General features: G+C 34.0%; 24 protein-coding genes and 4 pseudogenes. 7 read left to right on the forward strand and 21 right to left on the reverse strand.

Going from position 1 to position 25,076, the window contains the following annotated elements; translation table 11 throughout:
- Positions 1-182 precede the first annotated feature (182 nt).
- The 3 genes and pseudogenes from DN389_RS25360 to DN389_RS25370 form a co-directional block, all read right to left on the reverse strand.
- Positions 183-938 (reverse strand): annotated as a pseudogene (locus DN389_RS25360) (alpha/beta hydrolase); the annotation flags it as partial.
- 207 nt (positions 939-1,145) lie between these two features.
- A complete protein-coding gene (locus DN389_RS25365; protein WP_000488201.1) occupies positions 1,146-1,601 on the reverse strand; it encodes a DUF3939 domain-containing protein in 456 nt (151 codons plus the stop codon).
- Between the two features lie 107 nt (positions 1,602-1,708).
- The gene (locus tag DN389_RS25370) at positions 1,709-2,152 is read right to left on the reverse strand and encodes a Dps family protein (RefSeq protein WP_000105194.1); all 444 of its coding nucleotides are present in this window, start codon (positions 2,150-2,152) and stop codon (positions 1,709-1,711) included.
- A 241-nt stretch (positions 2,153-2,393) separates the two neighbouring features.
- Between DN389_RS25370 and DN389_RS25375 the strand changes: the two genes are divergently transcribed.
- A complete protein-coding gene (locus tag DN389_RS25375; RefSeq protein ID WP_149237729.1) occupies positions 2,394-3,434 on the forward strand; it encodes a YkvI family membrane protein in 1,041 nt (346 codons plus the stop codon).
- A 36-nt stretch (positions 3,435-3,470) separates the two neighbouring features.
- Here the strand turns inward: DN389_RS25375 and DN389_RS25380 are convergent, their stop codons facing one another.
- The 5 genes from DN389_RS25380 to DN389_RS25400 form a co-directional block, all read right to left on the reverse strand.
- Positions 3,471-3,839 (reverse strand): DUF3979 family protein, encoded by a 369-nt coding sequence (locus DN389_RS25380; RefSeq protein WP_060490079.1) that lies wholly within the window; start codon positions 3,837-3,839, stop codon positions 3,471-3,473.
- Between the two features lie 295 nt (positions 3,840-4,134).
- The gene (locus DN389_RS25385; protein WP_060490078.1) at positions 4,135-4,440 is read right to left on the reverse strand and encodes a hypothetical protein; all 306 of its coding nucleotides are present in this window, start codon (positions 4,438-4,440) and stop codon (positions 4,135-4,137) included.
- Positions 4,441-4,635: 195 nt separating this feature from the next.
- Complete coding sequence (locus DN389_RS25390; protein ID WP_098190214.1) at positions 4,636-6,618, reverse strand: HAMP domain-containing methyl-accepting chemotaxis protein; 1,983 nt, start codon at positions 6,616-6,618, stop codon at positions 4,636-4,638.
- 206 nt (positions 6,619-6,824) lie between these two features.
- The gene (rsgA, locus tag DN389_RS25395) at positions 6,825-7,874 is read right to left on the reverse strand and encodes a ribosome small subunit-dependent GTPase A (protein ID WP_088063100.1); all 1,050 of its coding nucleotides are present in this window, start codon (positions 7,872-7,874) and stop codon (positions 6,825-6,827) included.
- A 182-nt stretch (positions 7,875-8,056) separates the two neighbouring features.
- The gene (locus DN389_RS25400) at positions 8,057-8,584 is read right to left on the reverse strand and encodes a DinB family protein (protein WP_088121923.1); all 528 of its coding nucleotides are present in this window, start codon (positions 8,582-8,584) and stop codon (positions 8,057-8,059) included.
- A gap of 196 nt (positions 8,585-8,780) precedes the next feature.
- Between DN389_RS25400 and DN389_RS25405 the strand changes: the two genes are divergently transcribed.
- Positions 8,781-9,128, forward strand: coding sequence for a DUF4257 domain-containing protein (locus DN389_RS25405; RefSeq protein ID WP_060490074.1), 348 nt, complete (start codon positions 8,781-8,783; stop codon positions 9,126-9,128).
- 84 nt (positions 9,129-9,212) lie between these two features.
- Positions 9,213-9,437 carry a hypothetical protein gene (locus DN389_RS25410; protein WP_000162604.1) on the forward strand — a complete coding sequence of 75 codons (225 nt, stop codon included), beginning with the start codon at positions 9,213-9,215 and terminating at the stop codon, positions 9,435-9,437.
- Positions 9,438-9,482: 45 nt separating this feature from the next.
- Here DN389_RS25410 and DN389_RS29265 read toward each other — a convergent pair.
- The 3 genes and pseudogenes from DN389_RS29265 to DN389_RS25425 form a co-directional block, all read right to left on the reverse strand.
- A pseudogene (locus DN389_RS29265) lies at positions 9,483-9,669 on the reverse strand (hypothetical protein).
- 152 nt (positions 9,670-9,821) lie between these two features.
- Entirely contained in the window at positions 9,822-10,997 is a 1,176-nt protein-coding gene (locus DN389_RS25420; protein ID WP_149237730.1) for an MFS transporter, read from the reverse strand.
- Positions 10,998-11,046: 49 nt separating this feature from the next.
- Positions 11,047-11,982 carry an aldo/keto reductase gene (locus tag DN389_RS25425; RefSeq protein WP_149237731.1) on the reverse strand — a complete coding sequence of 312 codons (936 nt, stop codon included), beginning with the start codon at positions 11,980-11,982 and terminating at the stop codon, positions 11,047-11,049.
- 109 nt (positions 11,983-12,091) lie between these two features.
- Here DN389_RS25425 and DN389_RS25430 point away from each other — a divergent pair, with 109 nt between their 5' ends.
- The gene (locus tag DN389_RS25430) at positions 12,092-12,400 is read left to right on the forward strand and encodes an ArsR/SmtB family transcription factor (protein ID WP_064474209.1); all 309 of its coding nucleotides are present in this window, start codon (positions 12,092-12,094) and stop codon (positions 12,398-12,400) included.
- Positions 12,401-12,705: 305 nt separating this feature from the next.
- Here the strand turns inward: DN389_RS25430 and galT are convergent.
- The 4 genes and pseudogenes from galT to DN389_RS25450 all read right to left on the reverse strand — a co-directional run bounded on the left by galT (position 12,706) and on the right by DN389_RS25450 (position 17,918).
- Positions 12,706-14,199: pseudogene (gene galT, locus DN389_RS25435) on the reverse strand (UDP-glucose--hexose-1-phosphate uridylyltransferase).
- A gap of 210 nt (positions 14,200-14,409) precedes the next feature.
- Positions 14,410-15,360 (reverse strand): serine protease, encoded by a 951-nt coding sequence (locus tag DN389_RS25440; RefSeq protein WP_046954984.1) that lies wholly within the window; start codon positions 15,358-15,360, stop codon positions 14,410-14,412.
- A 274-nt stretch (positions 15,361-15,634) separates the two neighbouring features.
- Positions 15,635-15,922, reverse strand: coding sequence for an AbrB/MazE/SpoVT family DNA-binding domain-containing protein (locus DN389_RS25445; protein WP_000648282.1), 288 nt, complete (start codon positions 15,920-15,922; stop codon positions 15,635-15,637).
- A gap of 115 nt (positions 15,923-16,037) precedes the next feature.
- Positions 16,038-17,918, reverse strand: coding sequence for an ABC transporter permease (locus DN389_RS25450; protein ID WP_149237732.1), 1,881 nt, complete (start codon positions 17,916-17,918; stop codon positions 16,038-16,040).
- Positions 17,919-18,188: 270 nt separating this feature from the next.
- Between DN389_RS25450 and nadE the strand changes: the two genes are divergently transcribed.
- Positions 18,189-19,007, forward strand: coding sequence for an ammonia-dependent NAD(+) synthetase (gene nadE / locus DN389_RS25455; RefSeq protein ID WP_087982839.1), 819 nt, complete (start codon positions 18,189-18,191; stop codon positions 19,005-19,007).
- Between the two features lie 45 nt (positions 19,008-19,052).
- Here nadE and DN389_RS25460 read toward each other — a convergent pair.
- From DN389_RS25460 to DN389_RS25475, 4 genes and pseudogenes are all read right to left on the reverse strand, one after another.
- Positions 19,053-19,514 (reverse strand): annotated as a pseudogene (locus DN389_RS25460) (NUDIX hydrolase).
- 30 nt (positions 19,515-19,544) lie between these two features.
- Positions 19,545-19,721, reverse strand: a complete 177-nt coding sequence (locus DN389_RS25465) for a DUF4083 domain-containing protein (RefSeq protein WP_254981108.1) — start codon at positions 19,719-19,721, stop codon at positions 19,545-19,547.
- A 123-nt stretch (positions 19,722-19,844) separates the two neighbouring features.
- Positions 19,845-21,005, reverse strand: coding sequence for a transglutaminase domain-containing protein (locus tag DN389_RS25470; protein WP_046954988.1), 1,161 nt, complete (start codon positions 21,003-21,005; stop codon positions 19,845-19,847).
- A gap of 146 nt (positions 21,006-21,151) precedes the next feature.
- A complete protein-coding gene (locus DN389_RS25475; RefSeq protein ID WP_149237733.1) occupies positions 21,152-21,904 on the reverse strand; it encodes a YwqG family protein in 753 nt (250 codons plus the stop codon).
- Positions 21,905-22,128: 224 nt separating this feature from the next.
- Between DN389_RS25475 and DN389_RS25480 the strand changes: the two genes are divergently transcribed.
- Together DN389_RS25480 and DN389_RS25485 are read left to right on the forward strand one after the other, a co-directional pair.
- Positions 22,129-22,278, forward strand: a complete 150-nt coding sequence (locus DN389_RS25480) for a YjcZ family sporulation protein (RefSeq protein ID WP_046197626.1) — start codon at positions 22,129-22,131, stop codon at positions 22,276-22,278.
- A gap of 87 nt (positions 22,279-22,365) precedes the next feature.
- The gene (locus DN389_RS25485) at positions 22,366-23,331 is read left to right on the forward strand and encodes a patatin-like phospholipase family protein (RefSeq protein WP_000686805.1); all 966 of its coding nucleotides are present in this window, start codon (positions 22,366-22,368) and stop codon (positions 23,329-23,331) included.
- A gap of 111 nt (positions 23,332-23,442) precedes the next feature.
- Here DN389_RS25485 and DN389_RS25490 read toward each other — a convergent pair whose 3' ends face one another.
- Positions 23,443-23,610, reverse strand: coding sequence for a DUF3933 family protein (locus DN389_RS25490; protein WP_000816376.1), 168 nt, complete (start codon positions 23,608-23,610; stop codon positions 23,443-23,445).
- A 12-nt stretch (positions 23,611-23,622) separates the two neighbouring features.
- Entirely contained in the window at positions 23,623-25,065 is a 1,443-nt protein-coding gene (locus DN389_RS25495; protein ID WP_097858790.1) for an aminotransferase-like domain-containing protein, read from the reverse strand.
- Positions 25,066-25,076: the final 11 nt, after the last annotated feature.

Consider the following 25,076-nt stretch of genomic DNA (forward strand, 5'->3'; position numbering starts at 1 on the left):
TTGATTTTTTCTGCTTTCGCAACATTCACGCTCACCATTTCTGGCCACGTTGTAGTTCAATCAGCTTTAGGGATTGCCCGCAGTTAACCCTCACTACTAGCCAATCACTTGACTAGCAGGGCTTACTGATATATTTAATTAACTTTCGTTATAATTGGTTAAATAAATCGTAACAGTTAGTTACCCTTTATATTTTGATCCTGTAGCACTCCCAACAACTCATTGCATTCTTCAATCTCTGGAAGCCACGGCGCCACAAAAATAAAACCATCTACCTCTATATCTTTTTGTAAAATTGTATACAAAGCTACTCTTGCGCCAGCAGAAAAACCACCAATTATTACACTTTCTACTGTATGATTTTCTATAAACGTAATGTAATGCTCTTTTAACTCCTCTTTCCCTCTATGTATATCGTCCCAAACAAATCCATCTGAAAACTGAATTTGCGAAGATTGTGGTAAAGCTAACGTATAATCTTGTGTCAAAACAGATTTCCAATATGGTTCTATTATTTCTATATTTTCTTGATCCCCGTGCATTGCAATAAATAGTTTTCCTTCTTTATTGCTGTCTAAATATTTCACGTCTGCTCGTTCTGTTTTCTTTGCTAATTCTTCTCTTTCTTTACATAATTGAACTATTTTATGAAACTCTTCAAATTTATGTAGTGGTGTTAAATCATCGTCCGAAATTAAATACTCATTTCCGTACCAAAATCCATTGTCTATAATAGCTTCCTTCATTATCTGTAACGCTTCTTCTTCAAGCCCCGCTGCACTCGCTAGCGCATATTTAAAATTATATATTTGCGCTTTATTCCCCACTACACCTTTAGCATGCTCCATTATATAAGTGTACGCTTCCAAACTCCCTTTATTTGCGTAACAATGTAACGTTTCATTTAATAATTGAATGTAAGTCATACTATTTTTCATACACCCATTCCCCCGTAATCTTTTATAATATTTATTTCTCAAACCTTCATACCATTCTGTAATCACTGTATATAACTCACGCTAACAATACTTAATCATTACTTCTCTTCGTCCAATAAGTTTATTGTAAAGTTCAATAAACAGAAAAATCAATATTTTTAAAACAAAAAAAAGACAACAATATATTTATTGTTGTTCTCAATACATCTACCCACTCTTTTGTTTTTTTCTGTCCGGTTTACTTGAAACTAAATAATGTTTTTCTGAAATATATAGGTCTCTTTTTAATATACGCTTCAAATATGGTCCTAATTTTATCCCGCATATAAGACGCTCTTCACTACCTTCAACAAGTGGAAACATTTCTTTTTCTGTTACGTACTGATCTACTGCTTTTTGTACGATATCAATTTCTTTAACTAGGTTTAAATTTTCTTCTGTATGTTCAAATACCTCAAGCGTTTCCTTCGTAATAAGAAAACTATTTGTTGGAAATGCAAGTAAATACGGCTTTAACAAATCATAATTTACTGTATAATCATCATTTACTAATACTGTATAAACGATATTAGCATTCGTTTCTAGAAACTTAGCCATCGCTTGTTCTAATTCATCTTTCGTAATTTCACGCTCTTCTTTTCCAGTTCTGAAAAAGCGAAACATTGCATCGCCTCCTTTTTACTATATTATAGCATAAAAGAAAACTGAAAAATGACAAAAAAAGCCATTGAACGAATTTTTCAACGACTTTTTTCTTAATATACTTATATTTATTTTAAGAACGCACTTAGCATCCATACATGTTGTTCTAATGTTGTATGAATCGCTAACAACATGTCTGCTGATGTTTCATCGCCAGCCTCGCCAGCAACTTCCATACCTTCTTTTAATTCTTGAATAAGTGCAGAGTAATCATTCACTAATGTTTGCACCATTTCTTCTGCAGATTCCTTGCTTGTCCCTTCATTCACACTAGATGTTGCAAGATATTCTTTCATTGTCGCTAGCGGTTTACCTTCCAACGCTAAAATACGTTCTGCTAATTCATCAATATTTGTTCCAGCTTCATTGTAAAACTCTTCAAATTTCTCATGTAACGTAAAGAAGTGTGGTCCTGTCACATACCAGTGATAATTATGTAGTTTCACATATAACACATTCCAGTTTGCTACCTGCTTGTTTAATACTTCAACAACATTTGTTTTCGTACTCATACAATCCACTCCTCTTATCATTTCATAATGTTTATCTTTTAATAACATAGTTACATGTTACCATACATTTCCTATTCTTTCGAATGCTTAGCTCATATGTAACAAAGTTTTAACACCTTTAATACTTCCCTAATATCTTTTAATTCATGTATGTTTTCAAACACTTCATAAGTCTAATTGTCCAAGCTCATACATATGCATAATAGTAAATCAAGCTCATCGTAGTAGAAAGAGGGATAACATGGACAATCAACAATGGCAAGTAGCAAAGAAAGTCGCTGCTACTTATATTGGAACAGTCGTTGGAGCTGGATTTGCTACTGGACGAGAAATTGTTGAATTTTTTACAGTGAACGGATTATATGGAACAATTGGCATATGTGTAAGTGGATTTTTTTTTATTTGGCTTGGCACAAAGATGATGTTACTTTCATCACAAATTGGTGCATTTTCAGCGCAAGAATTTAACAAATATTTATTTGGAGATGTAGTTGGCAATGTTGTAAATACACTATTATTACTCGTATTATTTGGTGTAACGAGCGTTATGTTATCAGGAGCTGGGGCGGTATTTGAAGAGCAACTTCGTTTACCAAGACAACTTGGTATTTTCATTATATTGATCGCCTGTCTCATTATAGGTAGTCGCGGGTTACAAGGGGTTTTTGAAGTTAATACACTTGTCGTACCTATTATGATGATTTTTATTATCGGACTTGCTATTACAACTTTTTTTCACGGTACAACTCCTATTAGTGACACTATTCCTGCAGAAAGCTGGAATATGAAGTGGATTACTAGTCCTATTACATATGTCGCCTTAAATCTTTCTCTCGCCCAAAGCGTTCTCGTCCCGTTAGCCAGTGAAGTAAAGGATCGAAAGGCCATTTTATGGGGCGGTATTTTAGGCGGTGCAGGACTTTCTTTAATTTTATTATGTAGCCATTTAGCTATCTTATCAGTCGATCAATTTTATCAATATAATATCCCAATGGCTGAAGTCATAAGAAAATTCAATGCAACTTTTCACTTTTTCTTTGTTCTTATCATTTTCGGTGAAGTGTTCACAACTTTAGTTGGTAATGTGTTCGGAATGACAAAACAAATGCAATCCATGACTGGATGGAAAAGTAACAATATTATTTTCTTCATTTTACTAATTAGTTATTGCTTTAGTTACATTGGTTACAGTGAATTACTCCACATTCTATATCCTATAATTGGATGGATCAGCATCATTTTACTGCCAATTATTGCTTTTAAAAAACTTCAAAAAACATAAAAGAAGCATCCATTTTATTGGATGCTTCTTTTATGTTCATTCACAATCATCGCATACTTCCCAGTACGGCCCCATTTCGAGTGCTAAATATGGCTTTAATTGTAAGCGAATCATCCGACTAGGCATGCGTTCTAAAACGAATTGAATCCCTTCTTCCTCTTCGTCTAATTCAACTTTTGAAATCGCAATTCTTTGCATAGTAGAAATAGGCATTCCATCTTTATATAAAGTGATTTTCACCTCATCATATTCATTAAAATACAATTCAACACTCATTTGATTTTTCAATATTTCATCAACAATTTCATATTTATCATTTCGTTCCTGGATTATATATTTCCAGCCGCCTCTACCTTCTTCTTTCGGAGCTGCTTGAAATAATGTCATCAAATCCTCGTATAGCATAAGATAACCCCTCTCTTACTAAAAAACGATGAGTATTTTATATACCCTTTATCTCTATCACTATCCATATGTATTGTACCATATATCACCGTTCTTACTGTATTCATTTGCTCCATAACTGCATATAAAATAACTGATTTTCTTCATTACTATATGAATTGTCTCTCATTGTATTTCTTAATATGCTTCCAACGCTTTCCAAGTATATCAAACATAAGTAAATGCACTCTTTGTCATCCTCCGCTTAGTATTTCCTTACAATAACAAAAAAGAAGAGTGACTTTTATCACTCCCCTTAAAAGAATTTCCCCGTAGCTGCTAACGCTAATACTAGTATTAAAATTGTAAATAATAATGATACAATGAAACTAAAAATAGGTAATGCTTTCTTTTCATTCTTCTTAAAGAGTAACTTTAAACTAAGAAAGATGTTTACTGGTACAAGTATAAAATAAAAATATTTAACAATTTGTACCGAACTATTCGAAAGTGTTTTTAAAATAAACACTTCAATTAGAAAGACAATAAAAAATGAAATACTTAACCAAAATGAGACATAACTAAGCCAAGAATGTCTTTTGGTACCCCAATAAACTCCCATAGTAATCTCCTTTATTTGCATTTTATACGATTATAATTATACACAAAGCAAACAAATACCTCTATTTTTCGACAAATATCATACAAAATATACCTTTAAATATTATAAAGATACTCTCAATCTCATTTCATTTTACATAATAAAAACAGACTACTCCAATAGCATACTGCTATTTTGGAGATAGTCTGTCCTCTGTTAAACTTTAAATCTTTCAATTAACCCTTGTAACTCTTCAGCCATTTGAGATAATGTACCAGCCGCCGAACTAATCTCCTCAATGGACGCTAGTTGTTCTTCTGCTGATGCTGCAACGTTTTGAGTACTCGTCGCATTGTTCTGTGCTGTCATTGCAATTTGACCTACTGAAATAGACACTTCATTTGCACCTTTTGACATCCCATTAGCCGTTTCAACCATCGTTTTAATTTGATCTGCAATTTCATTTGTAGATAGTAAAATCTCAGTAAAGTTTTGCTTCGTTTCATTCGCAATAACAAGTCCAGATTGAACTTCTTCATTTACATGCCCCATAGATTTTACCGTCTTACTCATGTCATCTTGTATTTCACATATTAATTTACTAATTTCACTAGAAGATACACTAGACTTCTCCGCCAATTTACGTACTTCATCTGCAACGATTGCAAATCCTCTTCCATGCTCTCCTGCTCTTGCAGCTTCAATTGCCGCATTCAAAGCTAGAAGATTCGTTTGATCTGCAATATTTTGAATTACTTCTAGTATGTCACCAATTTGTTTTGATTTATTATTTAGTAACTGAATAACTTCATCTGATTGTGAAACAGATTTCGCAATAGACTGCATTTGATTTACTGTTTTTCCTACTAGTTTCCCGCCATCTTCTGCTTTTTCACGAGTATGAGCAGAAGCCGTATTAATTGATGATGAACTTTTTGCTACATGCTGAATTCCTTCTGTTACATCAAATAATAACATTGCACCATTTTCTACGCTCGTTGTTTGCGTTGTTGCCCCGCTCGATATTTCATCCATTGCCATTGTAATTTGCTCAGTTGCTTCACTCGCTTGTCTTACACTTGCCGTTAGCTCTTCTGATGCTGCTGCAACATGTCCAGCCGACGTATTAATTCTTCCAATTAACGTTCGCAATGCATCTGTCATCTCATTGAATCCTTTTGCAAGTTGGCCAATTTCATCATTAGAATGAATCTCGATTGTTTGCGTTAAATCTCCCTCACTTATTTCTTTAGAAGTAGCAACTAATCTTTTTAATGGCTTCGTTATAGAAAGTGTCACAAAATAAATAAGTGCTCCGCCTATAACTAATGAAATGAACATAACAATTAACATATTATAAAATACAGGCTGCGCAGCTTCAATTATTTCATTTGAGTACATCGTTCCACCGATTTTCCAACCTGTTTTTACATTTGTAGCAAATACCATTTGTTTTTCGCTGCCATCATACATATATGAAAAAGCACCATGGTTATCTTCATAAATTTTCTTCGCCCAAGAATCAGCTGCTTTTTCTCCTGATTTTTCTTGAGGATGTGCAATTATTTTTTGTTTTCCATCTAAAATGAAAGCATATCCCTTTTTACCGATATTGATTAACTTTGTTGTTTTTAATAAATTATCTAAACTTAAATCTATTGCTACAACACCGTTTTTATCTTCTGCTTGTTTTGCAATCGTTACGACAATATGTCCATTTCCTTGCGCCTTATATGGCTCAGTAACGACAATACCCCCTTGTTTTGCCACTGCATCTTTATACCAAGAACGTTCTGTTGGATCATAGTCTGCTGCCATTTGTATATTTGGTTCTTGCACAAATTTCTTATCATTCCCAGCAAAGTATACTTGTTCAACATCTTTATTCAAATTAATATATTGAGATAACATTTTTCTTAATTCATCTTGATTATCCCCTTGATACATATTACCTTGAATCACCCGTGCAAAATTATTTACATCATTAAATTTCGCCTCAATCATTTGATTGATTAAATTATCTAATATTTTTATATTGTCGTGAGCACTGCTCGTAATTTGTGATTCAAAGTTCTTTTTAGCTGTTTGATAAGACATGCCTCCAATAATAGAGACAGCCGCAATTAAAATGACAAAAAACGAAATTAGTAGTTTTTTTGCTACTTTCATATCACGAAACCAATTTAATAGTCTACCCATTACAAACCTCCTGCTTTTCAATTTCAATAGTTAAATCTAGCGAGTTGTAAACATTTCCCATCCCTAAATTATTATTTTCATAATCTATTACGATGAATACTTTGTAAAGTTTAAACAATTAAATTCCCTTTGTCTATATATTTGAATAACATTATTATAAAATTTACAAATACAAAAAAAGCCAAAGGGAACCACCCTTTGGCTTTTCATATTTTTTTATGCTGTTTAGAAATCTTTTTCCACTTATCACGCTCTGCTCTCGCAAGAATAGCATCTTGTTTTCTCATAAAATACGCCAGTTCTCTTTGTAATTTTTTATAGCTTTGCAAACGATTTATCGTAATAATTCCGTTATCAATTGCACTATGCACTGCGCACCCTGGCTCATTTTCATGTTTACAATCCCTAAAACGGCACGTTTTTGCTAATTCTTCAATATCAGAAAATGTTGTTTGAATTGCATCGCTTCCTTCCCAAAGCTGTAGCTCCCTCATACCCGGAGTATCAATAACTAAACCACCACTCGGTAATCGGAACAATTCACGATGAGTTGTCGTATGCCTTCCTTTACTATCTTCCTCACGAATATCTCCCGTTTTTGCTACTTCAAGTCCTATGAGTGCATTTAACAAAGTGGATTTTCCAACCCCCGATGACCCGACTAAAGCAATTGTTTTTCCTGAAGAAACAAATTGCTGCAGCGATTCAATACCAGTATGCTTTAAACTATCAACGACGAAGATCGGAACACCAATTGCCACAGCTTCCGTTTCAACAATTTTCTGTTCCACGTCTTCACATAAGCTACTCTTTGTTAAAACAATAACAGGCATTGCACCACTTTCATACGCTAATAGTAAATAACGTTCTATTCTTCTTACGTTAAAATCATGGTTAAGTGCATTTACTAAAAATAGATAATCTACATTTGCTGCTATTACTTGTTCTTCCGTTCGATTACCAGCCTCTTGTCTAGAAAAAGAGCTTCTTCTTTGAAAAATACGATGAATAATTGCTTTCTTTTCATTCTCTATTTTCTTTATATACACCCAATCACCAACCGCTGGATAATCTCCCTTCGTTACTGCTTCATGCCGAAACTTTCCAGACAGCTCTGCCATATATTCACCATCATTACAAATAATTCGATATATATGTTTATGCTCTAGTAAAATACGCCCTACTTCAAAGTTCTCTACAGCTTGTTCTTCAAAAAAAGAATCCCAGCCGAATGATTCTAAAATATTTTGATTCAAATTGATATCCTCCCTAGTTTAAGCTAAGCGGAAGGATCGTGCGCTCACTTATACAGTCTCGCCCTTTCCATCCACCTTTGTATTTGGTTTATGATTCATATACGTTATTTTCACCATAATACATCACCCCGTTCTCATTTTAATTACTCTCATTATATGGAATATTTATTTAAAAAGCTACCTTATTTAACGCAATTTTCAAACATTTTATTTTTCATCATTCTAATTTGTCCACGATGACTAATCTCATCTTCTAGCACATGAAACCACAGATAGTGCTGGTTATACGCTACACCGTTAGGCCACTTTCTTTCTGACATAAGCCATTCATCATCTTGTTCATTCAAATACTTCAGAGATTCTTCTCGAACACTTTGTAGAATTTGTATATAATACTGTATTTCATTACCACGGATTGTTCTCCCCGCTTTCCCTAAATACAGTGCGTCTTCCCATATTTCTAATTCTTCTTTTGTAAAGTCGCGCTCTTGAAATGAAATAAGTTGATGGGCTTTTTCTATAGCTGCTATATGCTTTAGTAACGCTCCGATGGAATTCCCTCCACTCGTCATAATGAAATCTACTTGCTCAACTGATAGATCGTTTATTTCCTGTAATGTTACAGCCCTCGTATGCTCCAGCATGCTTACTAATTCCCCTATATTTTTTGTATAACCATCCATACTTCTTATTCGATAATCTATATTCATCTCACGCACCCCTTTCTACATTCATATTAAGGAATAACCGCTTCATATAATAGACTAAAAGATATCAGATTTTTCTGTTATAATTAAATTGAATACGTAATAAACCCAAACAAACTTTCTCAATATGCTTCTATGAAATATTAAAAGGAATCAATATAAAAGAATCGAATCTTATTCACTAAAAGGAGTGGATTCGATGGAAATGTATCAATGGCTAACCGCTATACTCGTTGGTGGCATTACCGGTTTCGTTTCCCATCTAATCAATAACCAAGGTAAGTTATTGCTTCCACGCCGTTTGAAAACTTTTTTTCACTTTGGGTTTTTGACTGATATTTTCACTGGTAGTCTAGCTGCACTTCTTGGACTCGTTTTATTCGATGTTACCTTAATAAAAGAAATTATTAAAGTATCCATTGTGACTGCTATTTCCGGTCAGACTTTCTTACTGCACCAAGCGCTTGGTGGTGAGCAGGCTAAAAATAAACAAATTGGGAAAGCTGATGAGAAGATTCAAGAAATTGACAAATTATTACGACGTTAGTATATACTTTCTTTAAAAATTATTGCTATAATAAACAATAAATATTTTCTATTGCGTCGTTTGTCAGAAGAAAGGGTGTTTCGTATGACAAAAAAGAAAATAGAAGATTTCTTAACAAACACTGAAAAAGAGGAACTGCTAGAAAACTATAAATGTTTACGAGAAGCCCGCACAAAAAGCGAAGCTAATTATTTTGGTGAAGCAGTAGACCATCTATTAAATAAAGCAAAACAACGAATTATTAAAGATGCAGGCATACATGATGAAAATGCAGCAACAGTTCAATCAAAGAGAAAAGCACTGTTTTAGTTACATTAGCTAAAACAGTGCTTTTTATTTAGAATTTTTTCACAGCTATTTCACATCTATTTCACAAATATAAGTAGTCCTATATGCTAAACTAAGTATATCCTTTTCCAAGGAACTATATGCCGATATATGAATCCCTATCTCTGTAGGGATTTTTTATTTTTGGATTCCTCATAACTTTATTACGATACCTTTATACTATTTGTCTATTTTCTTTAATCTCTGCACTCAAAGATCCCTTTGTATTATTACTCTTCTAATATTGATTTCATATGTGGTTTCTAACTGCTATTTTCATTGATAGACTAACTGCACTTCTTGCACTCGCTTTATTTGATGTCACCTCAAAAGAGGAGATATAGCTCTTTTTTATTTGTACAGGCTTTATGATACAATTCCTGTTTCACTATCTTCATTAAGCTTTTCACTTTTTCTAAACAAAAATAAAGCTCCTATATATAGTAACGCAGTAAAACTACCTATAAGTATAAAATTGTGAGATGCTGCAAATAGCAGTCCTGCTATTGCCGCTCCAATCATTTGACCAATATACATAGAAGCATTAGCAAGCGCGGCTCCTGTTCCTCTTGCTACACTAGATATGTTTTGTAAGTGCCTCATCATTAATACAAACAAAATTCCTGTCACAAAAAACAAAACAAAGAACAATAACTCCACCAATATAATGTTCTTTACATGAGGAAGTAATACATATAGCACTGCTGTAAATATAATTCCACCATAGAAAGAAAGGTTATAACCAATTTTATTTGTGATTCTAGGGCCAAAAATATTACCAGCTAAATTCCCTAATCCTAATATAAGCATAGTTGTACCTACTTTATGAACTTGTAAGCCAAATTGAATGGACAGCCATACACCAAAAAATGAAAATGCAGCAAAATTACCAGTTTGAAAAACAAAATATGCAAAATAAGAAATCGAAACCTTTGAATCTGTAAGTAATTGTTTATAGCGCTTTAAGATGTTTGTTTTACTTCCACCTATATGAACCGGTTGTATTTCTGGTAATACTATATAGATAAGAATTACAAGTAGTGTTGATAATATACCAATGACGAAGAATGGTGTTGTATAGTGTATCATTGCCAAATACGATCCAACTGGCAACCCTAAAATTTGAGAGATTGCTAACCCTGCTGTTACAATTCCAATTGCCTTTACAATTTGCTCCTTCTCTATAAGGAGCGGAATAGATGCCCACACTTGTGGAGATACAAAGGCTGCACTTACACCTGCTAAAAATCTAAATGCTAGCATCCATAGAAAACTCGGTGCCATTCCACATAAAAACGTACTTAACGCAAAAAAACTCATTCCTATTACCATCACTTTTTTTCTGTTTAAGCCATCTGATATAGGACCAGCAATAAGCGCAAATCCAGCGTATCCTAAAGCATATGAACTCACCATCCACCCTGACAGCTCAGTTGAAACATGATACACCTTCTGTAATGTCGGTAAAAGTGGTGAAATTAAGAAAGTATCTGTACCTATCATAAACATGATCGTAAAGAATACAGCTAGTACTCTTTTCATTTAAACCTTCTCCTTTTATATAAAAAGAGGGAAGTCCCCCTCTTCTCAACTAATCTTCTAAAATAGATTTAATTTCTTCCATAACCTTTTCATTCAATGAAACTTCCACCGCTCTTACACTTTCTCTTATTTGCTCCGCTCGTTTCCCACCAGGAATAACAGTATCAATGCCTTTTTTATTTAATAGCCATGCTAAAGCTAAATGTGATACTTCAAGATTCATTTCTTTAGCTAAACCTTTTAACTTCTCAACTTTTTTAAAGTTACTCTTATATGTATTTTCTTCAAATAGATTTACACTTTGACGCCAATCGCCTTCGTTTAATTTAAAATCTTCTGTATATTTTCCACCTAGTATCCCAAAAGCAAGAGGCCCGTATGGTATAAATGAAATACCTGATTCTATACAATACGGCAAAAGTTCTTCTCCAGCAGTACGATCCAACATATTATACGGTGATTGTACAACATCTATTTGTTCGTGCTGATTCGCTGCTTTTAATTGCTCTACGTTTACGTTAGATATTCCAATTGCACGAATTTTACCTTCTTCTTTTAGACGAGCAAGCTCTCCAATTGAATCTATGTAACTTGTTTCTGGATTTGTAAAATGTAAATAATATAAATCAATATAATCAGTTTGTAATCTTCTTAAGCTATTTTCCACAGCATTTCTTAAATAGCTTCGTTCATTATTAATATAAACTTTTCCATTTAATAACGGCTGTATTCCACCTTTTGTAGCAAGTACAACTTCTTGACGTTTTCCTTTCAATACTTCTCCTACCAATTCCTCTGATCTACCGAGACCGTATGAATCCGCTGTATCAAAAAATGTAACCCCTCGCTGGATAGCTTCTTCTATTAATCGTTTTCCTTCTTCTTCGTTCACATTAGCATATAAATTATGCCCCCCTACAGCATTTGTTCCTAGCCCTAACTTCGAAATATGTAGTCCTGCCTTTTGCAATTTGGTATATTTCATTTTTTCTCCCCCTATATTTCTATTGTTCGAAAATATTAGAACAATAGAAATATACCACTTTATATGTTATAGTGCAAACTATATTAACTGATACAAGTAGGTGAAAAAAATGCGTACTCTTTATCATCCAAACCGAGAAGAAATTCAATTCTCTTCAGTCTTATACGCACTTAGCGATCAAATTCGTTTACAAATTGTAACAATGCTATTAGAGAAAAATGAACAATCTTGTGGTGCGTTAAACATTCCAATTGCGAAATCAACTTTATCTCACCATTTCAAGGTTTTACGTGAATCCGGTGTTATGTATACACGCATTGAAGGAACACAGCGTTTCATTTCAATTCGTGAAGATGACTTACATGCTAGATTCCCTGGTTTATTAGACGTCGTATTACATGCGACAGAACCATACTAAAAACATCTCATATTCATATGAGATGTTTTTTAGTATGGTTCTATTCTTTTAATAAAATGCAACTTTAATCAGAAGGAACTTTGTTCATCACACACTAGAAATATATACGCTTCATTCTTTTTCACTTTATTTTTGTACTGGATCCTTTGGACACTTTAATTATTTGATTACATTTTATACACATCATTAATATAGGGCCGCCTATCTGTTTCAATTCCTGTAGTTGCTTATGCTCACACTCCTCCATATTATTACCTCCCTTATCATATAATTAGGTCATTTTGTAATCACCATCACTACTAAGTTCATTCCTTATTTAACCTCTGAATAAAACGTTTAAATGCCGATATCCCTTCGTCATCTCGTTTAAAAACGCCAGCATCTTCAAGCGCCTGTATAAATTTCTGTCCTAATTCTGCTCTTACTATCTCCTGTACATTTTGTTCATGTATCCGATGGTAATATTTGATTTTTAATTGTTCAGCCCATCGTATATGAAGCGTTGGAATATCACTTGGAATGTTAAGTAAGAATTTTTCCACTTCCTGAAGTTCTGTTTTTAAACGCGCAGGAAGTACTGCTAACCCCATTACTTCAATTAGACCGATATTTTCCTTTTTAATATGCTGTATTTCCGCATGAGGGTGGAAAATACCTAACGAATGTTCTTCACTTGTACGATTGTTCCGCAAAACAAGATCCAATTCGTACATACTATTCCGGTAACGAGCAATCGGAGTTATTGTATTATGTGGAATATCATTCGTAAATGCAAATATATTAACAGATGGATCACTATATCCCTTCCACCTCTCTAATATGTACTCCCCTGCATTTACTATTTGTTCTATGTCTTTACTTCTTAAGCGAATAACTGACATAGGCCATTTAATAATAGAACATTGCATTTCTGGAAAGTTAGTTAGTTCAAAAATTAGGTCGTTTGATGCATTTGCCATAACAAATTCATAGTTTCCACCTTGATAATGGTCATGTGTTAGAATCGATCCTCCTACAATAGGTAAATCTGCATTAGAACCAAGGAAATAATGCGGGAATTTTTCTACAAATTTTAACAAACGTAAAAATGTTTGACGGTCAATTTTCATATCACGGTGTTCTGAAGACAATACAATACAGTGTTCATTGAAATATATATACGGAGAATACTGTAGAAACCAGCTTTCATCTGTAAGATTCATACGAATCATACGATGATTCGAGCGTGCTGGATGTCCAATTCTGCCTCTATATCCTTCATTCTCAATACAGAGTAAACATTTTGGATAATTTGTACTTTCCAATACTCTCTCTAGCAATTTGTTTCGGGTCTTTTTCCGGTTTTGATAAGTTAATCGTTATATCAATGGGTCCATATTCCGTATTTACTTTATAATTTATATTTTTGGCAATTTGCTTCATTTGGATATAGTTGCTGTTTTTACTTAACTCATAGAAGTAATTTGTCGCAGCCTTCGGATTTTGTTCGTATTTTTCATAAAATAGAGAATTGATAACGGACGGTTTGGACATAAAAACATCCATAATTGCACTTGCTAAAATCTCCTTCTCGTCCATTACTGCCTCAATGACTTTATGCATACAAGCATATTCAATTAACTCTCCAATAACTCCGAAATTGCTTTCTTTGCGGGTGCGGGCGCTGACGCTTTCACTACAAAGTCATCTAAACGAAGTAAGGAAAGGATTTGATTCCTTGTATATATTTCATCTTCTTTTTCAATTAATTGAACTTCAATAGCACGATCAATTAACTGCTGGATAGCTTGATATATCATCAGTATATACCTCTTCTAACCTTATAGCGGTTTTCGTTGTTACGATGCCAGTTCTATGTACCTTTTATCATTTTATGAACAGATCTATGGGATAACCACCACCCTAATAAACATTTCATGAAAAAGAAATAAATACTAGATTCCACGATATATTCGACAAAGCCATACAAAAAAACATCTCATAAAATTATGAGATGTTTTTAGTATTTGCTATTCTTTTAATAAATCTATTAATCCATTCCCTTCAGATGTACGTTCATACCCTAAAGGTACAGTTCTTTTAATAAGTTGTGCATATATTTCTGGCTCTGATAACTTTCTACCATATTCTCTCTCACACTGCTTAATGAGCAATGCCAGCGCTCCAGCGACATGCGGTGTCGCCATAGAAGTTCCACTTAATACCGCATATTTCCCCTCAGGATAAGTAGATAAAATTTCATCACCTGGCGCCACTAAATCAATTTCTTGATTCGAATTACTAAAACATGCGATTTTCCGTTCTAAATTGACAGCACCGACTTCAATTACTTCTGAGTACGCACCTGGGAAGTCCAGTTCCTCCGTGTTATCATTACAATCTCCATTATTCCCAGCAGCACATACGACGAGAACATCTTGCCTTACCGCATTTTGAATTGCTTCATGTAATTCTGGAACGTCTTGCGGGCCACCAAGTGACATTGAAATGACTCTAACTCTTTCTTTATTAGGCCCTCTCCAATTTACAGCATAATGAATCGCCTCAATAATTTGCTCATAACTTCCAGAACCATCTCCCGCTAAAACCTTTAATACTAACATTTTAGCAAGTGGTGCGACTCCTAAAACACCGACACCATTTTCATTCGCTGCAATTGTCCCCGCTACATGAGTACCGTGTCCGTTATTATCAAGATAAATATTTGGATCCCCTTCGTAGTCTTTCGTGAAATTTCTTCCACCGATAATACGATCCTTTAAATCAATATGATTCACATCACAACCTGTATCTAATACGGCAACAACAATATCTTTTCCTTTCGCACTCTTCTCCCATACTTGTGGAGCATGAATGAGTTGTACACCTGGCGGGATTTCATTTACTTGTTCAACCACCTTATCTACTGTAAAAGGAATCAATTGTATACCTTTTTGTTTATTCGCTGTACTACTATTCATCGTAATCCCTCCTGAAAATATATTATTTTCATTTCAGACCACTTTTGAAAACGTTTAAATGTAACATTCGTTTTATTCGTTTCGTTTTCCTTCCTTAAAAATATTTCTCAATAAAGCTTACTAATTTTATACTACTCTTTTATTAATCTCGTAATTTTTAGGCACCAAACATCCGATTGGTACAACCAATAACAAAAATAAAAGGACCAATTTAATGGTCCTTTTATAATTTTTAAAGAATGATATGAAATTTTAAAAATAAAATAAATTAAGACTAAGCCTCACTCTTATTTAAAAACTTCTCTATTTCTTTTATTAAATGTTTCGCTCCATCTATACTAACAGTAATGTTTCCATTTGCTAATGATATGTTTTGATCTGAAACATCACCTGTTATTTGACAAGCATTGTAAGGTTGATATTTTTGTAAAATGACTTTATCTGCTTCTACGAAAATTTCAAGTGGTGATTTGATTTGGATTCCTAATACTTCTCTTAACTCTTTAGGAATAACAATTCGTCCTAATTCGTCTACTTTTCGAATAATTCCTGTTGCTTTCATAATACTCCCCCCTTACTTTCTATTATTTTTTCCACCTCGCTCTTTCCATTTTATCACTTTTTGGTAATACTTGTCTCTTTTTAGAAAATTTTGTACTCAAGTTAAAAAAACACATTTATCGAATACGTAATCTCTCTTTCAATTGTTTTAAATAACGAGATCTTATCAGTAAAAAGTAACCAACTTGAATTCCTACGAAAATACTTAATACAATCGCATTTTCTTTATATAGTGAGTACTCAAACATCTGTCCCAGAGCAGTTAGCGCTACTGCTCCATGTAATGTTGCAACACCTATTGGAACGAAGAATAAAAGTGCCAATCGGATTGTAACTACTTTCGATAACTCTCCACTCGTTAAGCCTACTTTTCGAATCATTTCAAACAAACGAGTATCATCCTCCAAATCAGAAAACAAACGGAAGTAAAGGAAACTTCCTGCACATACGAAAAATACTATACCAATAAAGAAACCTACAAATAGAATTGGTCCTGCGATTTGTAAACTTTGGTTTTGTTCATACTCTTCTGCACTAAACGTTGCATATTCTTCATAAGGCTTCATTTGATACGTGAGCTCTTTACCAGCCTCTATTTCATCTTTCGTTCCTTCTGTTTTGTACACATAATCTTTTTCCTCTTTAAACCCTTCTTGTAATGCATCATATTGATTTTTAGAGATTACATAAACGTTACCTCTTAGTATTTTACTTAATGAAGAAGTATTAATTTTTTTCACTTTTAAAGATTCATTCAAATGTGGTAAAGTAATTTCTTTTCTTTCTTTCATCGGTGGGCCTGGTATATCGACTGATAAAAATAAAGCTTCTTTTTTGGATACCGCATTAAAGGGTTCTCCTGTTAACTTCGCATATTCCTTATAGTCTGATTCCTTTATAAAGGTGGCGTTTTTTAACGACTGCTCCTCCGTTTTCTTCGTCGAAATATTAGTTTTTGAAGCTGCTATACTATGTTTCTTTAATCCTTCGTCAATCATCTTCAAATGCTGTGATTCATTACTATTTCCTTGCTTAGAATGATAGTGAAACGCAATTGGTCTCTCCATAATCGCCTTTGTCATTGATGTAAAGCCAACTAATGTACCTATTGCTGAAAATGCTACAGTTGAAATGATGGTTACAATAAAAAACATTCTTGCGTTATCTCTCATACGGTAAGCTAAATCTGACAACGTAATAATATTTGTCTGTGTCCAATAGAAACGTTTACTTTTTTTACATAGTCTAATAATAAAGACACTCAACTGCTTGTACAGCAAATATGTACCAATAATGACTACCGTTGTAACAGGAATCATCATGACAAATACCATTGCACCGTGTGACATAAGCGCTCCCGCATATCCCGCACTAAGCAATATGACCGCTAATATAGAAGAAATAATGGAAGCTTTCGGTTCCGGCTTCGCTTCTGCTGATCCTCTAAACAATTTCATAATTTTATTTTTCCGAATCATTCCTGCACTAAACAATGAAATGATCATAAATAATACGAAAAACATAATGCTCGTTACAACAATGGCTTTCATTGGTATGTAATAAGCTAAGGAAATATCTAATTTTAATATCATCGGAGCTACAAATATTAACATTCCGGAAAATAGCATTCCTGCAAGTATTCCAAAAATAATAGCCCCTATCCCAATCATAATATTTTCAAGGAAGATAAGACGCTTTAATTGATATTTCGTCATACCTAACATCATTAAAATTCCTAATTCACGCTTTCTCGTTTTTAAAAACATTCCCATCGAATATAAAATAAAGAAAAACGTAAATAAGTAAATAATGGACTGTGCAAAAGACATACTTACGAATACGTATCGTCCCAATTCTCCAGCACTTAATGCGGGATGAAACGCAAAAAATGAATAAACAAAAAAGGCCATAATGGCAAATGCACTACTTAAAAAATATGCTGAGTATGTTCGTCTATTACGCGTTACATTTCGATATGCGAGTTCTCTAATGTTCATATTCCTTCTCCGCCCTTCTACTAACTATGTTCTTATATTAGTAAAGTCCGGAAATACCTTCCATCGATTCAAATGACAAAAACCTTACATTATTGAAAGGTTTAAAAAAAATTGCTTAAACGAAAGAGTTTCATTATAATGACTACATTCATATTCATACACGCATCCTATTGTATATTCGTTAGTTTTGCGAAATAATAAAGGATAGAAGTATGTACCAATATACATATAAACTTAATTACCGCTTTAATATGAATAGGAGGAAACATAATGACATTACAAGAACAGATTATGAAAGCATTACATGTTCAGCCTGTAATTGATCCGAAAGCAGAAATCCGTAAACGTGTTGATTTCTTAAAAGATTATGTGAAAAAAACAGGTGCAAAAGGATTTGTACTTGGCATTAGTGGCGGACAAGACTCTACATTAGCTGGACGTTTAGCTCAGCTTGCAGTGGAGGAAATTCGTAATGAAGGTGGTAACGCAACGTTTATCGCCGTGCGTCTTCCTTATAAAGTGCAAAAAGACGAAGATGATGCACAATTAGCATTACAATTTATTCAAGCTGATCAATCTGTTGCATTTGATATCGCTTCAACAGTTGACTCTTTCTCAAACCAATACGAAAACTTATTAGGTGAATCATTAACAGATTTCAATAAAGGTAACGTGAAAGCACGTATCCGTATGGTTACACAATATGCAATTGGAGGACAAAAAGGTCTACTTGTTATCGGAACTGATCACGCGGCAGAAGCTGTTACAGGATTCTTTACAAAATTCGGAGATGGTGGTGCAGACCTATTACCATTAACGGGTTTAACGAAACGTCAAGGACGTGCTCTTTTACAAGAATTAGGTGCGGATGAGCGACTTTACTTAAAAATGCCAACTGCTGATTTATTGGATGAAAAACCAGGTCAAGCTGATGAAACGGAGTTAGGTATTTCGTATGATCAACTAGATGATTATTTAGAAGGTAAAGCAGTTCCAACTGACGTTGCAGAAAAAATTGAAAAACGTTACACAGTGAGCGAACATAAAAGACAAGTTCCAGCATCAATGTTTGATGATTGGTGGAAATAAATAAAACATAAAAAAGAAGCTAATCTCATTAGCTTCTTTTTTATGTTAACGATACACCCCTACTCTTTTCTCTAATAAGTCCTGTAAACAATCCTCATGTTGTTGATTAAACAATGGTGGCATTTTGTTTAGCGGGAAAAACTTCAATTCCAACGTTTCATCACCGTCTACTTTTTGCTCTCCACCGGCAATTGAGCATGAAAAGAATATTAAAATTGACTAGGCATTATCTCCATTTGGATATGCTTGAAAATATTTTGTATACACCCCGATAAGCTTATTTATTTCCATGTCATAACCTGTTTCTTCTTTTATTTCTCGAATCGCAGTCTCTGCGGCAGATTCTCCAATTTCCATTGCACCGCCAGGAAATCCCCAAGCGTTAAAATCACCTCTTTTTTGCAGTAATACTTCTCCATGTTCATTCAACACACAACCACCCGCAAAGTTTATGAGAACACAGTCGTGACCTACTTTTTCACGTAATTCTTTTATATAATTAGCCATCCTCTTCTCCTTTTCATACATCTTCTATCTCTATTTCTTATCTTTTTCAAGCAATTCAATCATTCGGTCTAGCTTCTCGTTCATATGCATCACTTGTTGTTTTTTTGCAACACTGTTTTGAAATACTCTTCTAATAAACAAAGTAAATGATAGGAAAAACAAAACGATAAGTCCAATTACTAAACAAGTATATATCAATGTAAATATGTTATTTTAGAACAAATTCATTCAGATTCCACATCCTTCCTTTTTAATTTCATCACACAATTCTGTTTTTTAAAGTGATACATAATAAAAAGAGCACCCTTTACAGATGCTCTTCTTCATTAATTAATACGTAAATGTAATTGTCGCTAATGAATAATCTGCCATTGCACTATACGGTGCTACTTGATAAGATACACGTTTTGCACCTTTTGGCCAATTTATTTCATTTAACACTTTCTTTATATCCTGCATTGTTCCATCCATGGATTGCTTATATCGTACTTCTACCTTCTCTGGCTTAGAAGCGAATTGTTGCTGTAATTTTTTCTTAAATTCACTGTAATTGTCTGCCCCGTATTGTGCAGACAAATATTTTAAATTTGTTTCTTTTAACATTTGTTCATATGCAGCAGTCTTTGAACTACCCGCTTTTATTTTGTTTGTTAATTCATTAAAGTAACTTGTAGATGCCGCTGGATATTTACTACGATCCCATTCATGATCTTTACTTAATTGCTCGTCAGACATATTAAAATACGAATATGTTACACGTCCAGCTTTATCTGGTACTGGATCATCGAATGTCGTATCAAGGTGATACCATTTGTTTTCAATGTTTACTAAATTCCATGCATGAGCTTGTCCATTTCCTGTACCTGTTACAATATGGTTTTCGATCCCCGCTTCTTTTAGCAATTCATATGTTAATAACGTATATCCTTGGCAAACGGCAGAACGATTCGCTAATGCTTCATATGCTGTATACGCTTCATAAGACGTATCATAAGATACATGCTTTACAACGTAATCATGAATAGCTTTTACTTTTTCATGCTCATCCATTCCAGGTTTTATAATTGAACTGATAATTGCTTTTGCCTGAGATTTTACATATTGTGTTTGCTCTTTTGATTCACGGTATTTCACTTGCAGTGTAAACGTATAGTTTCCTGGTAGCCCTTTAATAGAATATTTAGTAGAGGCTACATTATATTTTACATACTCATCTGCATCTACAATTTTATTAAACTCACCATACAATTGATCCATAACATTTCTGGCATTTCTATCTTTCGTTTTATAAGTGATTGTCATATTTTCTTCTCGATTATCAACTTGTTTTTTTAATTCTTTTCTGAAATCATTTAATAGCTTTGCATCTGTTTGTGTTGTCGCTACAGTCGGATTCGTAGCTGCATAAGATACCGTTGACGCGTGTAAGCCTCCCATTACTATAGTTGAACAAAGCAGGGTAGCTGTCACATACTTACTTGTCTTTCCCATCTCGTCACTCCTTACATTCTATAACTATACGAAAAAAGTATCGTATAGTTTCAGAGTATACAATACTTTTTCGTATAGGTCATATGAGATTATGCATATTTAACATTGTAAAAAGGTTGTTCTTTTTACAAGAACAACCTTCTTCATTAACAAGTTTGTAATACACAACATGTATTTTCAAAACGTCGATTTTTCAAGTCTTCATTTCCAATACAGAAATAAAGCATTCCTAAATCTCCCCACATCATATTACAATTTTTAGTATCTGAATCAATTTGGAATAAAAGCGTCATTTGCTGCGGGTCTATCCCCATATATTCTCCTGTCTCATATAATACTTCCTCTTGTACAGAGAATGGTTCACCAAACATTTGATGGTTATCATAGTTGTCTGGGATTAGTTCTTCAAGCAATTGTAAGAAACGATCTGAATCAGCCTCATCTTCAATGAAAAGCTCTGGCAATTTATATGTCAGTTCAAAAGTAGTTGCACACTGGTTATAATTTATTTGCAATTCATCTGCTCTTCGTAATTGCTCTACAGGAACATCATAATAAAGTACACGCCCCGCTTCAGTTGGATTCACATCTTCTTCAAAGTAATTTTCAATGCTAAAGAAATATAACATCCCTGTCTTAGGAAGATTGTGACCCATACCAACATTTTGTAAATCATTTAAATTAAATTGAGCGATAAATTGTAATGGATTTCCTTTGTGCATTGGGTATTCCAATGTAGCTGGCAAGTCAGGAACTCCTCCCATTTTCGAACTACCTACCGCAACTGTTTCCTCCTGCTTTGGCACAACTTTTACACAAGGAAATACAGTATTAATAAGCTCCTCTTTTAAATGTGTCAGCCCATATTTATCAATTAATACTTCAATTTGTTTATTCATAAATTCTCCTTATATTTACATACTTATTTGTATCATTGTACAAAAATTATACTCCATTCTTTGTAAAAACAACAAGCCTCCAAAAAAACGGGCTCTTCCTACATACGCGAACAAGTTTAAAAAAGCATAGTATACATTGTTCCTACAAACACGATAGTTCATTATTTCTTCCAGTACATTTTTCCCTCGTTCATTTTTATTTTTAATATAAGGAGGAATTCCACATGGGTTACGGATATAGTTGCGGCGGTTACGGCGGTTACGGCGGTAGTTGCGGTGGATGTGGTTATGGAGGTTTCGCTTTATTAATCGTTTTATTTATCCTTCTAATCATCATCGGAGCTAGCTGTTGGGGCGGCTTTGTAGGCTGCTAGTTAATTTAAAAACTATTGTAAAAAAGCACGTACAATACGTGCTTTTTTGCCATTTTCAAATCTTTTATTCGAAAGGAAGTATGATTAATGAAGATTGATGGTGTTTTTGAGGGGGGCGGTGTACGCGGAATTGCGCATGTAGGGGCAATTTGCGCGTTAGCTGAAAAAGGCTATGAATGGGAACGTGTAGCTGGAACATCAGCTGGTTCCATTATCGCTGCGCTCCTAGCAGCAGGATATTCTTGTTCAGAGTTAAAAACGATTATAACTGATATCGATTATAATAAATTTACGAAGAGAACCTTTATTGACAGAATCCCCTTTATCGGAAAAGGATTAAGCGCATGGACTACTCTTGGTATTTACTCTAATATATTTATAGAAGAATGGATTGAAGAATTACTTCGCAAAAAAGGAGTTCACTTATTCACAGATTTACCTGATTTAAATAAGCTTAAAATTATTGCTTCTGATATAAGTAATGGTAAAATGGTTATCTTTCCTGATGACTTACCAAATTACGGATTTTTAAATTATCGCTTCTCTATTGCTAAAGCTGTAAGAATGAGTAGTACAATCCCCTTCTTCTTTGAACCGGTAAAATGGAGAACCCCTAAATGGAAGCAACCTTGTTATATGGTTGATGGAGGGATTTTAAGCAATTACCCAATTTGGATTTTCGACTCACCTTCCTCTCCTCGCTGGCCAACATTTGGATTTCATTTCGTAAAAGATGAGATTCAAGCTGATCCTGCCCATTATAACGAGCCTATCTCCATGTTCAAAGGACTTTTTAAAACGATGATGCAAGCCCATGATTTACGTCATTTAGATAAGGAATCAAAAGCAAGAACGATTACAATTCCAACAGGATCCATTACAAGTACAAACTTTGAGTTAACAAAGGAAGAAAAAGAGTGGCTTTACAATTCTGGTTATAACGCCGCAAATAAGTTTTTACAATCTTGGAACTTCAGACAATATATTGATGACTACAGAAACGGAAATCAGGACCGAAAAACAAATCGCTATTTCCGTCAACTTGACTCATAATACTATTATTTTTCATACGAGAACACGTAACGCTTTCAAAAAAAATAAGCCTAGTAATATCATAGATTACGAGGCTTATTTACTTCCTGCTGCATCATAATTATTCGTTGCTTAAGGATACGTTAACCCTTCAGCTTCTTCCGCAGTAATAACTGTGTATCGATTTCCCGTTCGTAATCCTAACAATTCTGCTTTTTCAATTGCATCCTGCTTCGACTCCGCATAAGCAGCTAAATATTTTTCTCCATTAATAATTTGGCAAATTACGTATTGTTTCATTATTTTCTCCTCTTACTTTTTCATTAGTTGTGCAAGTTTTTTGATACCTATTTCAATTTCTTCTAACGTTGCGTATGAATAGGATAGACGCAAAAATTGGTTTGCACTTCTATCATACAAAGTACCTGGATTTAATAAAATCTTTTCTTTCAAAGCTTTGTCGAATAAGCTACGGTTCGAAACGGGTACATTCATATGTAACCAAATATAAAAACCACCTGTCGGTTCATACCATGTTGCTATATCACGACAATATTTCTCTAACATTTGCAACATAAAATCTCTACGTTTTTTCAACTTAGTTCTTACAAACTGTAAATGTTCATCATACAATCCATCTGCAAACCATTCCGCTGCAATTTGCTGGGATATAGAACTTGAACCATAATCTGTTTGCATTTTTATGTCTGCCAATCTTTGAATGACTGGCTCAGATCCAACAATCCATCCAATTCTTAATCCTGGACTAATGACTTTAGACATACTCCCAATATGTAGTACAATTCCGTTTTTATCATATGCTTTTAAAGGCTTTGAAACAGGCTCATCAAACCATAAGTCTTGGTACACCGCGTCTTCTATAATAGGCAAACCAATTTCGTTACATATTTCCATCACTTCTATTCGTTTCTTCGCATTCATACTAAAGTTCGTCGGATTATGAAAAGACGGAATTGTATATAAAATAGATGCATTAAATTGCTTCTTATATTTCGTAATATATGATGCATGTAAACCGTTCTCATCCATTGGTATACCAATTAAACGCATTCCTGCTGATTGAAAAACATTAAGAGAATATAAATAAGATGGTTTTTCTAATAAGATGGATGCCCCTTTTGGAAGAAGTCCCATAGAAATAAGTTGCAACGCTTGAATTGCTCCTGAAACAATTAATATAGAATCAGGAGTTACATCTATACCATGTCCTTTTAAATAGTCCGCAATTTTCTTCCTTAAATAGAAATTCCCTTTTGGTTCTTCATACCCAAGTATCATGCTCGACTTTAAAAGCTTATTCATAATATCTTTCATCTTTTTTTCAGGTAAAAGACTCGGCGCGAGCTCACCTGTTCCTAAACGAATTACATGCGGATAAAATTCAACTTGATTAATCTCTTGAATAGCAGGCAGATTCGGATAATGAAGTCCTGTTTCTACATAAGACTGCCAATTAGGCGGGGGCGCGTACGTTGAAGCATTCTCATTATTATTTACAACAATTGTTCCTTTCCTGCCATTCCCTTCAATGTATCCCTTTGCCACTAGTTCATCGAAAGCCATTACAATTGTACTCCGGTTCACACCGAATGTATGTGCCAAATCTCTTTGTGAAGGTAATTTCGTTCCAACAGTCCATTCTCCATTAACGATTCTTTCTTTTATATACGTTTCTATTTGTTTATACAGAGGAGTCGCTAGAGACATATTCGGTTTCCAAACAAATCTTTCCATCATATCACCTT

It is taken from the genome of Bacillus sp. AY3-1 (assembly GCF_008368785.1).
GTDB lineage: Bacteria > Bacillota > Bacilli > Bacillales > Bacillaceae_G > Bacillus_A > Bacillus_A wiedmannii.

Excerpts from the sequence above, each read along its gene's own strand:
- DN389_RS25380 (WP_060490079.1), bottom strand. The coding sequence starts at position 3,839 with ATGCTATACGAGGATTTGATGACATTATTTCAAGCAGCTCCGAAAGAA.
- DN389_RS25385 (WP_060490078.1), bottom strand. The coding sequence starts at position 4,440 with ATGGGAGTTTATTGGGGTACCAAAAGACATTCTTGGCTTAGTTATGTC.
- DN389_RS25390 (WP_098190214.1), bottom strand. The coding sequence starts at position 6,618 with ATGGGTAGACTATTAAATTGGTTTCGTGATATGAAAGTAGCAAAAAAA.
- DN389_RS25470 (WP_046954988.1), bottom strand. The coding sequence starts at position 21,005 with ATGGGAAAGACAAGTAAGTATGTGACAGCTACCCTGCTTTGTTCAACT.
- nadE (WP_087982839.1), top strand. The coding sequence starts at position 18,189 with ATGACATTACAAGAACAGATTATGAAAGCATTACATGTTCAGCCTGTA.
- DN389_RS25410 (WP_000162604.1), top strand. The coding sequence starts at position 9,213 with ATGACAAAAAAGAAAATAGAAGATTTCTTAACAAACACTGAAAAAGAG.
- DN389_RS25420 (WP_149237730.1), bottom strand. The coding sequence starts at position 10,997 with ATGAAAAGAGTACTAGCTGTATTCTTTACGATCATGTTTATGATAGGT.
- DN389_RS25375 (WP_149237729.1), top strand. The coding sequence starts at position 2,394 with ATGGACAATCAACAATGGCAAGTAGCAAAGAAAGTCGCTGCTACTTAT.
- DN389_RS25365 (WP_000488201.1), bottom strand. The coding sequence starts at position 1,601 with ATGTTTCGCTTTTTCAGAACTGGAAAAGAAGAGCGTGAAATTACGAAA.
- DN389_RS25495 (WP_097858790.1), bottom strand. The coding sequence starts at position 25,065 with ATGGAAAGATTTGTTTGGAAACCGAATATGTCTCTAGCGACTCCTCTG.
- DN389_RS25480 (WP_046197626.1), top strand. The coding sequence starts at position 22,129 with ATGGGTTACGGATATAGTTGCGGCGGTTACGGCGGTTACGGCGGTAGT.
- DN389_RS25425 (WP_149237731.1), bottom strand. The coding sequence starts at position 11,982 with ATGAAATATACCAAATTGCAAAAGGCAGGACTACATATTTCGAAGTTA.
- DN389_RS25490 (WP_000816376.1), bottom strand. The coding sequence starts at position 23,610 with ATGAAACAATACGTAATTTGCCAAATTATTAATGGAGAAAAATATTTA.
- DN389_RS25485 (WP_000686805.1), top strand. The coding sequence starts at position 22,366 with ATGAAGATTGATGGTGTTTTTGAGGGGGGCGGTGTACGCGGAATTGCG.
- DN389_RS25370 (WP_000105194.1), bottom strand. The coding sequence starts at position 2,152 with ATGAGTACGAAAACAAATGTTGTTGAAGTATTAAACAAGCAGGTAGCA.
- DN389_RS25450 (WP_149237732.1), bottom strand. The coding sequence starts at position 17,918 with ATGAACATTAGAGAACTCGCATATCGAAATGTAACGCGTAATAGACGA.
- DN389_RS25445 (WP_000648282.1), bottom strand. The coding sequence starts at position 15,922 with ATGAAAGCAACAGGAATTATTCGAAAAGTAGACGAATTAGGACGAATT.
- DN389_RS25475 (WP_149237733.1), bottom strand. The coding sequence starts at position 21,904 with ATGAATAAACAAATTGAAGTATTAATTGATAAATATGGGCTGACACAT.
- DN389_RS25440 (WP_046954984.1), bottom strand. The coding sequence starts at position 15,360 with ATGAATAGTAGTACAGCGAATAAACAAAAAGGTATACAATTGATTCCT.
- DN389_RS25400 (WP_088121923.1), bottom strand. The coding sequence starts at position 8,584 with ATGAATATAGATTATCGAATAAGAAGTATGGATGGTTATACAAAAAAT.
- DN389_RS25405 (WP_060490074.1), top strand. The coding sequence starts at position 8,781 with ATGGAAATGTATCAATGGCTAACCGCTATACTCGTTGGTGGCATTACC.
- DN389_RS25430 (WP_064474209.1), top strand. The coding sequence starts at position 12,092 with ATGCGTACTCTTTATCATCCAAACCGAGAAGAAATTCAATTCTCTTCA.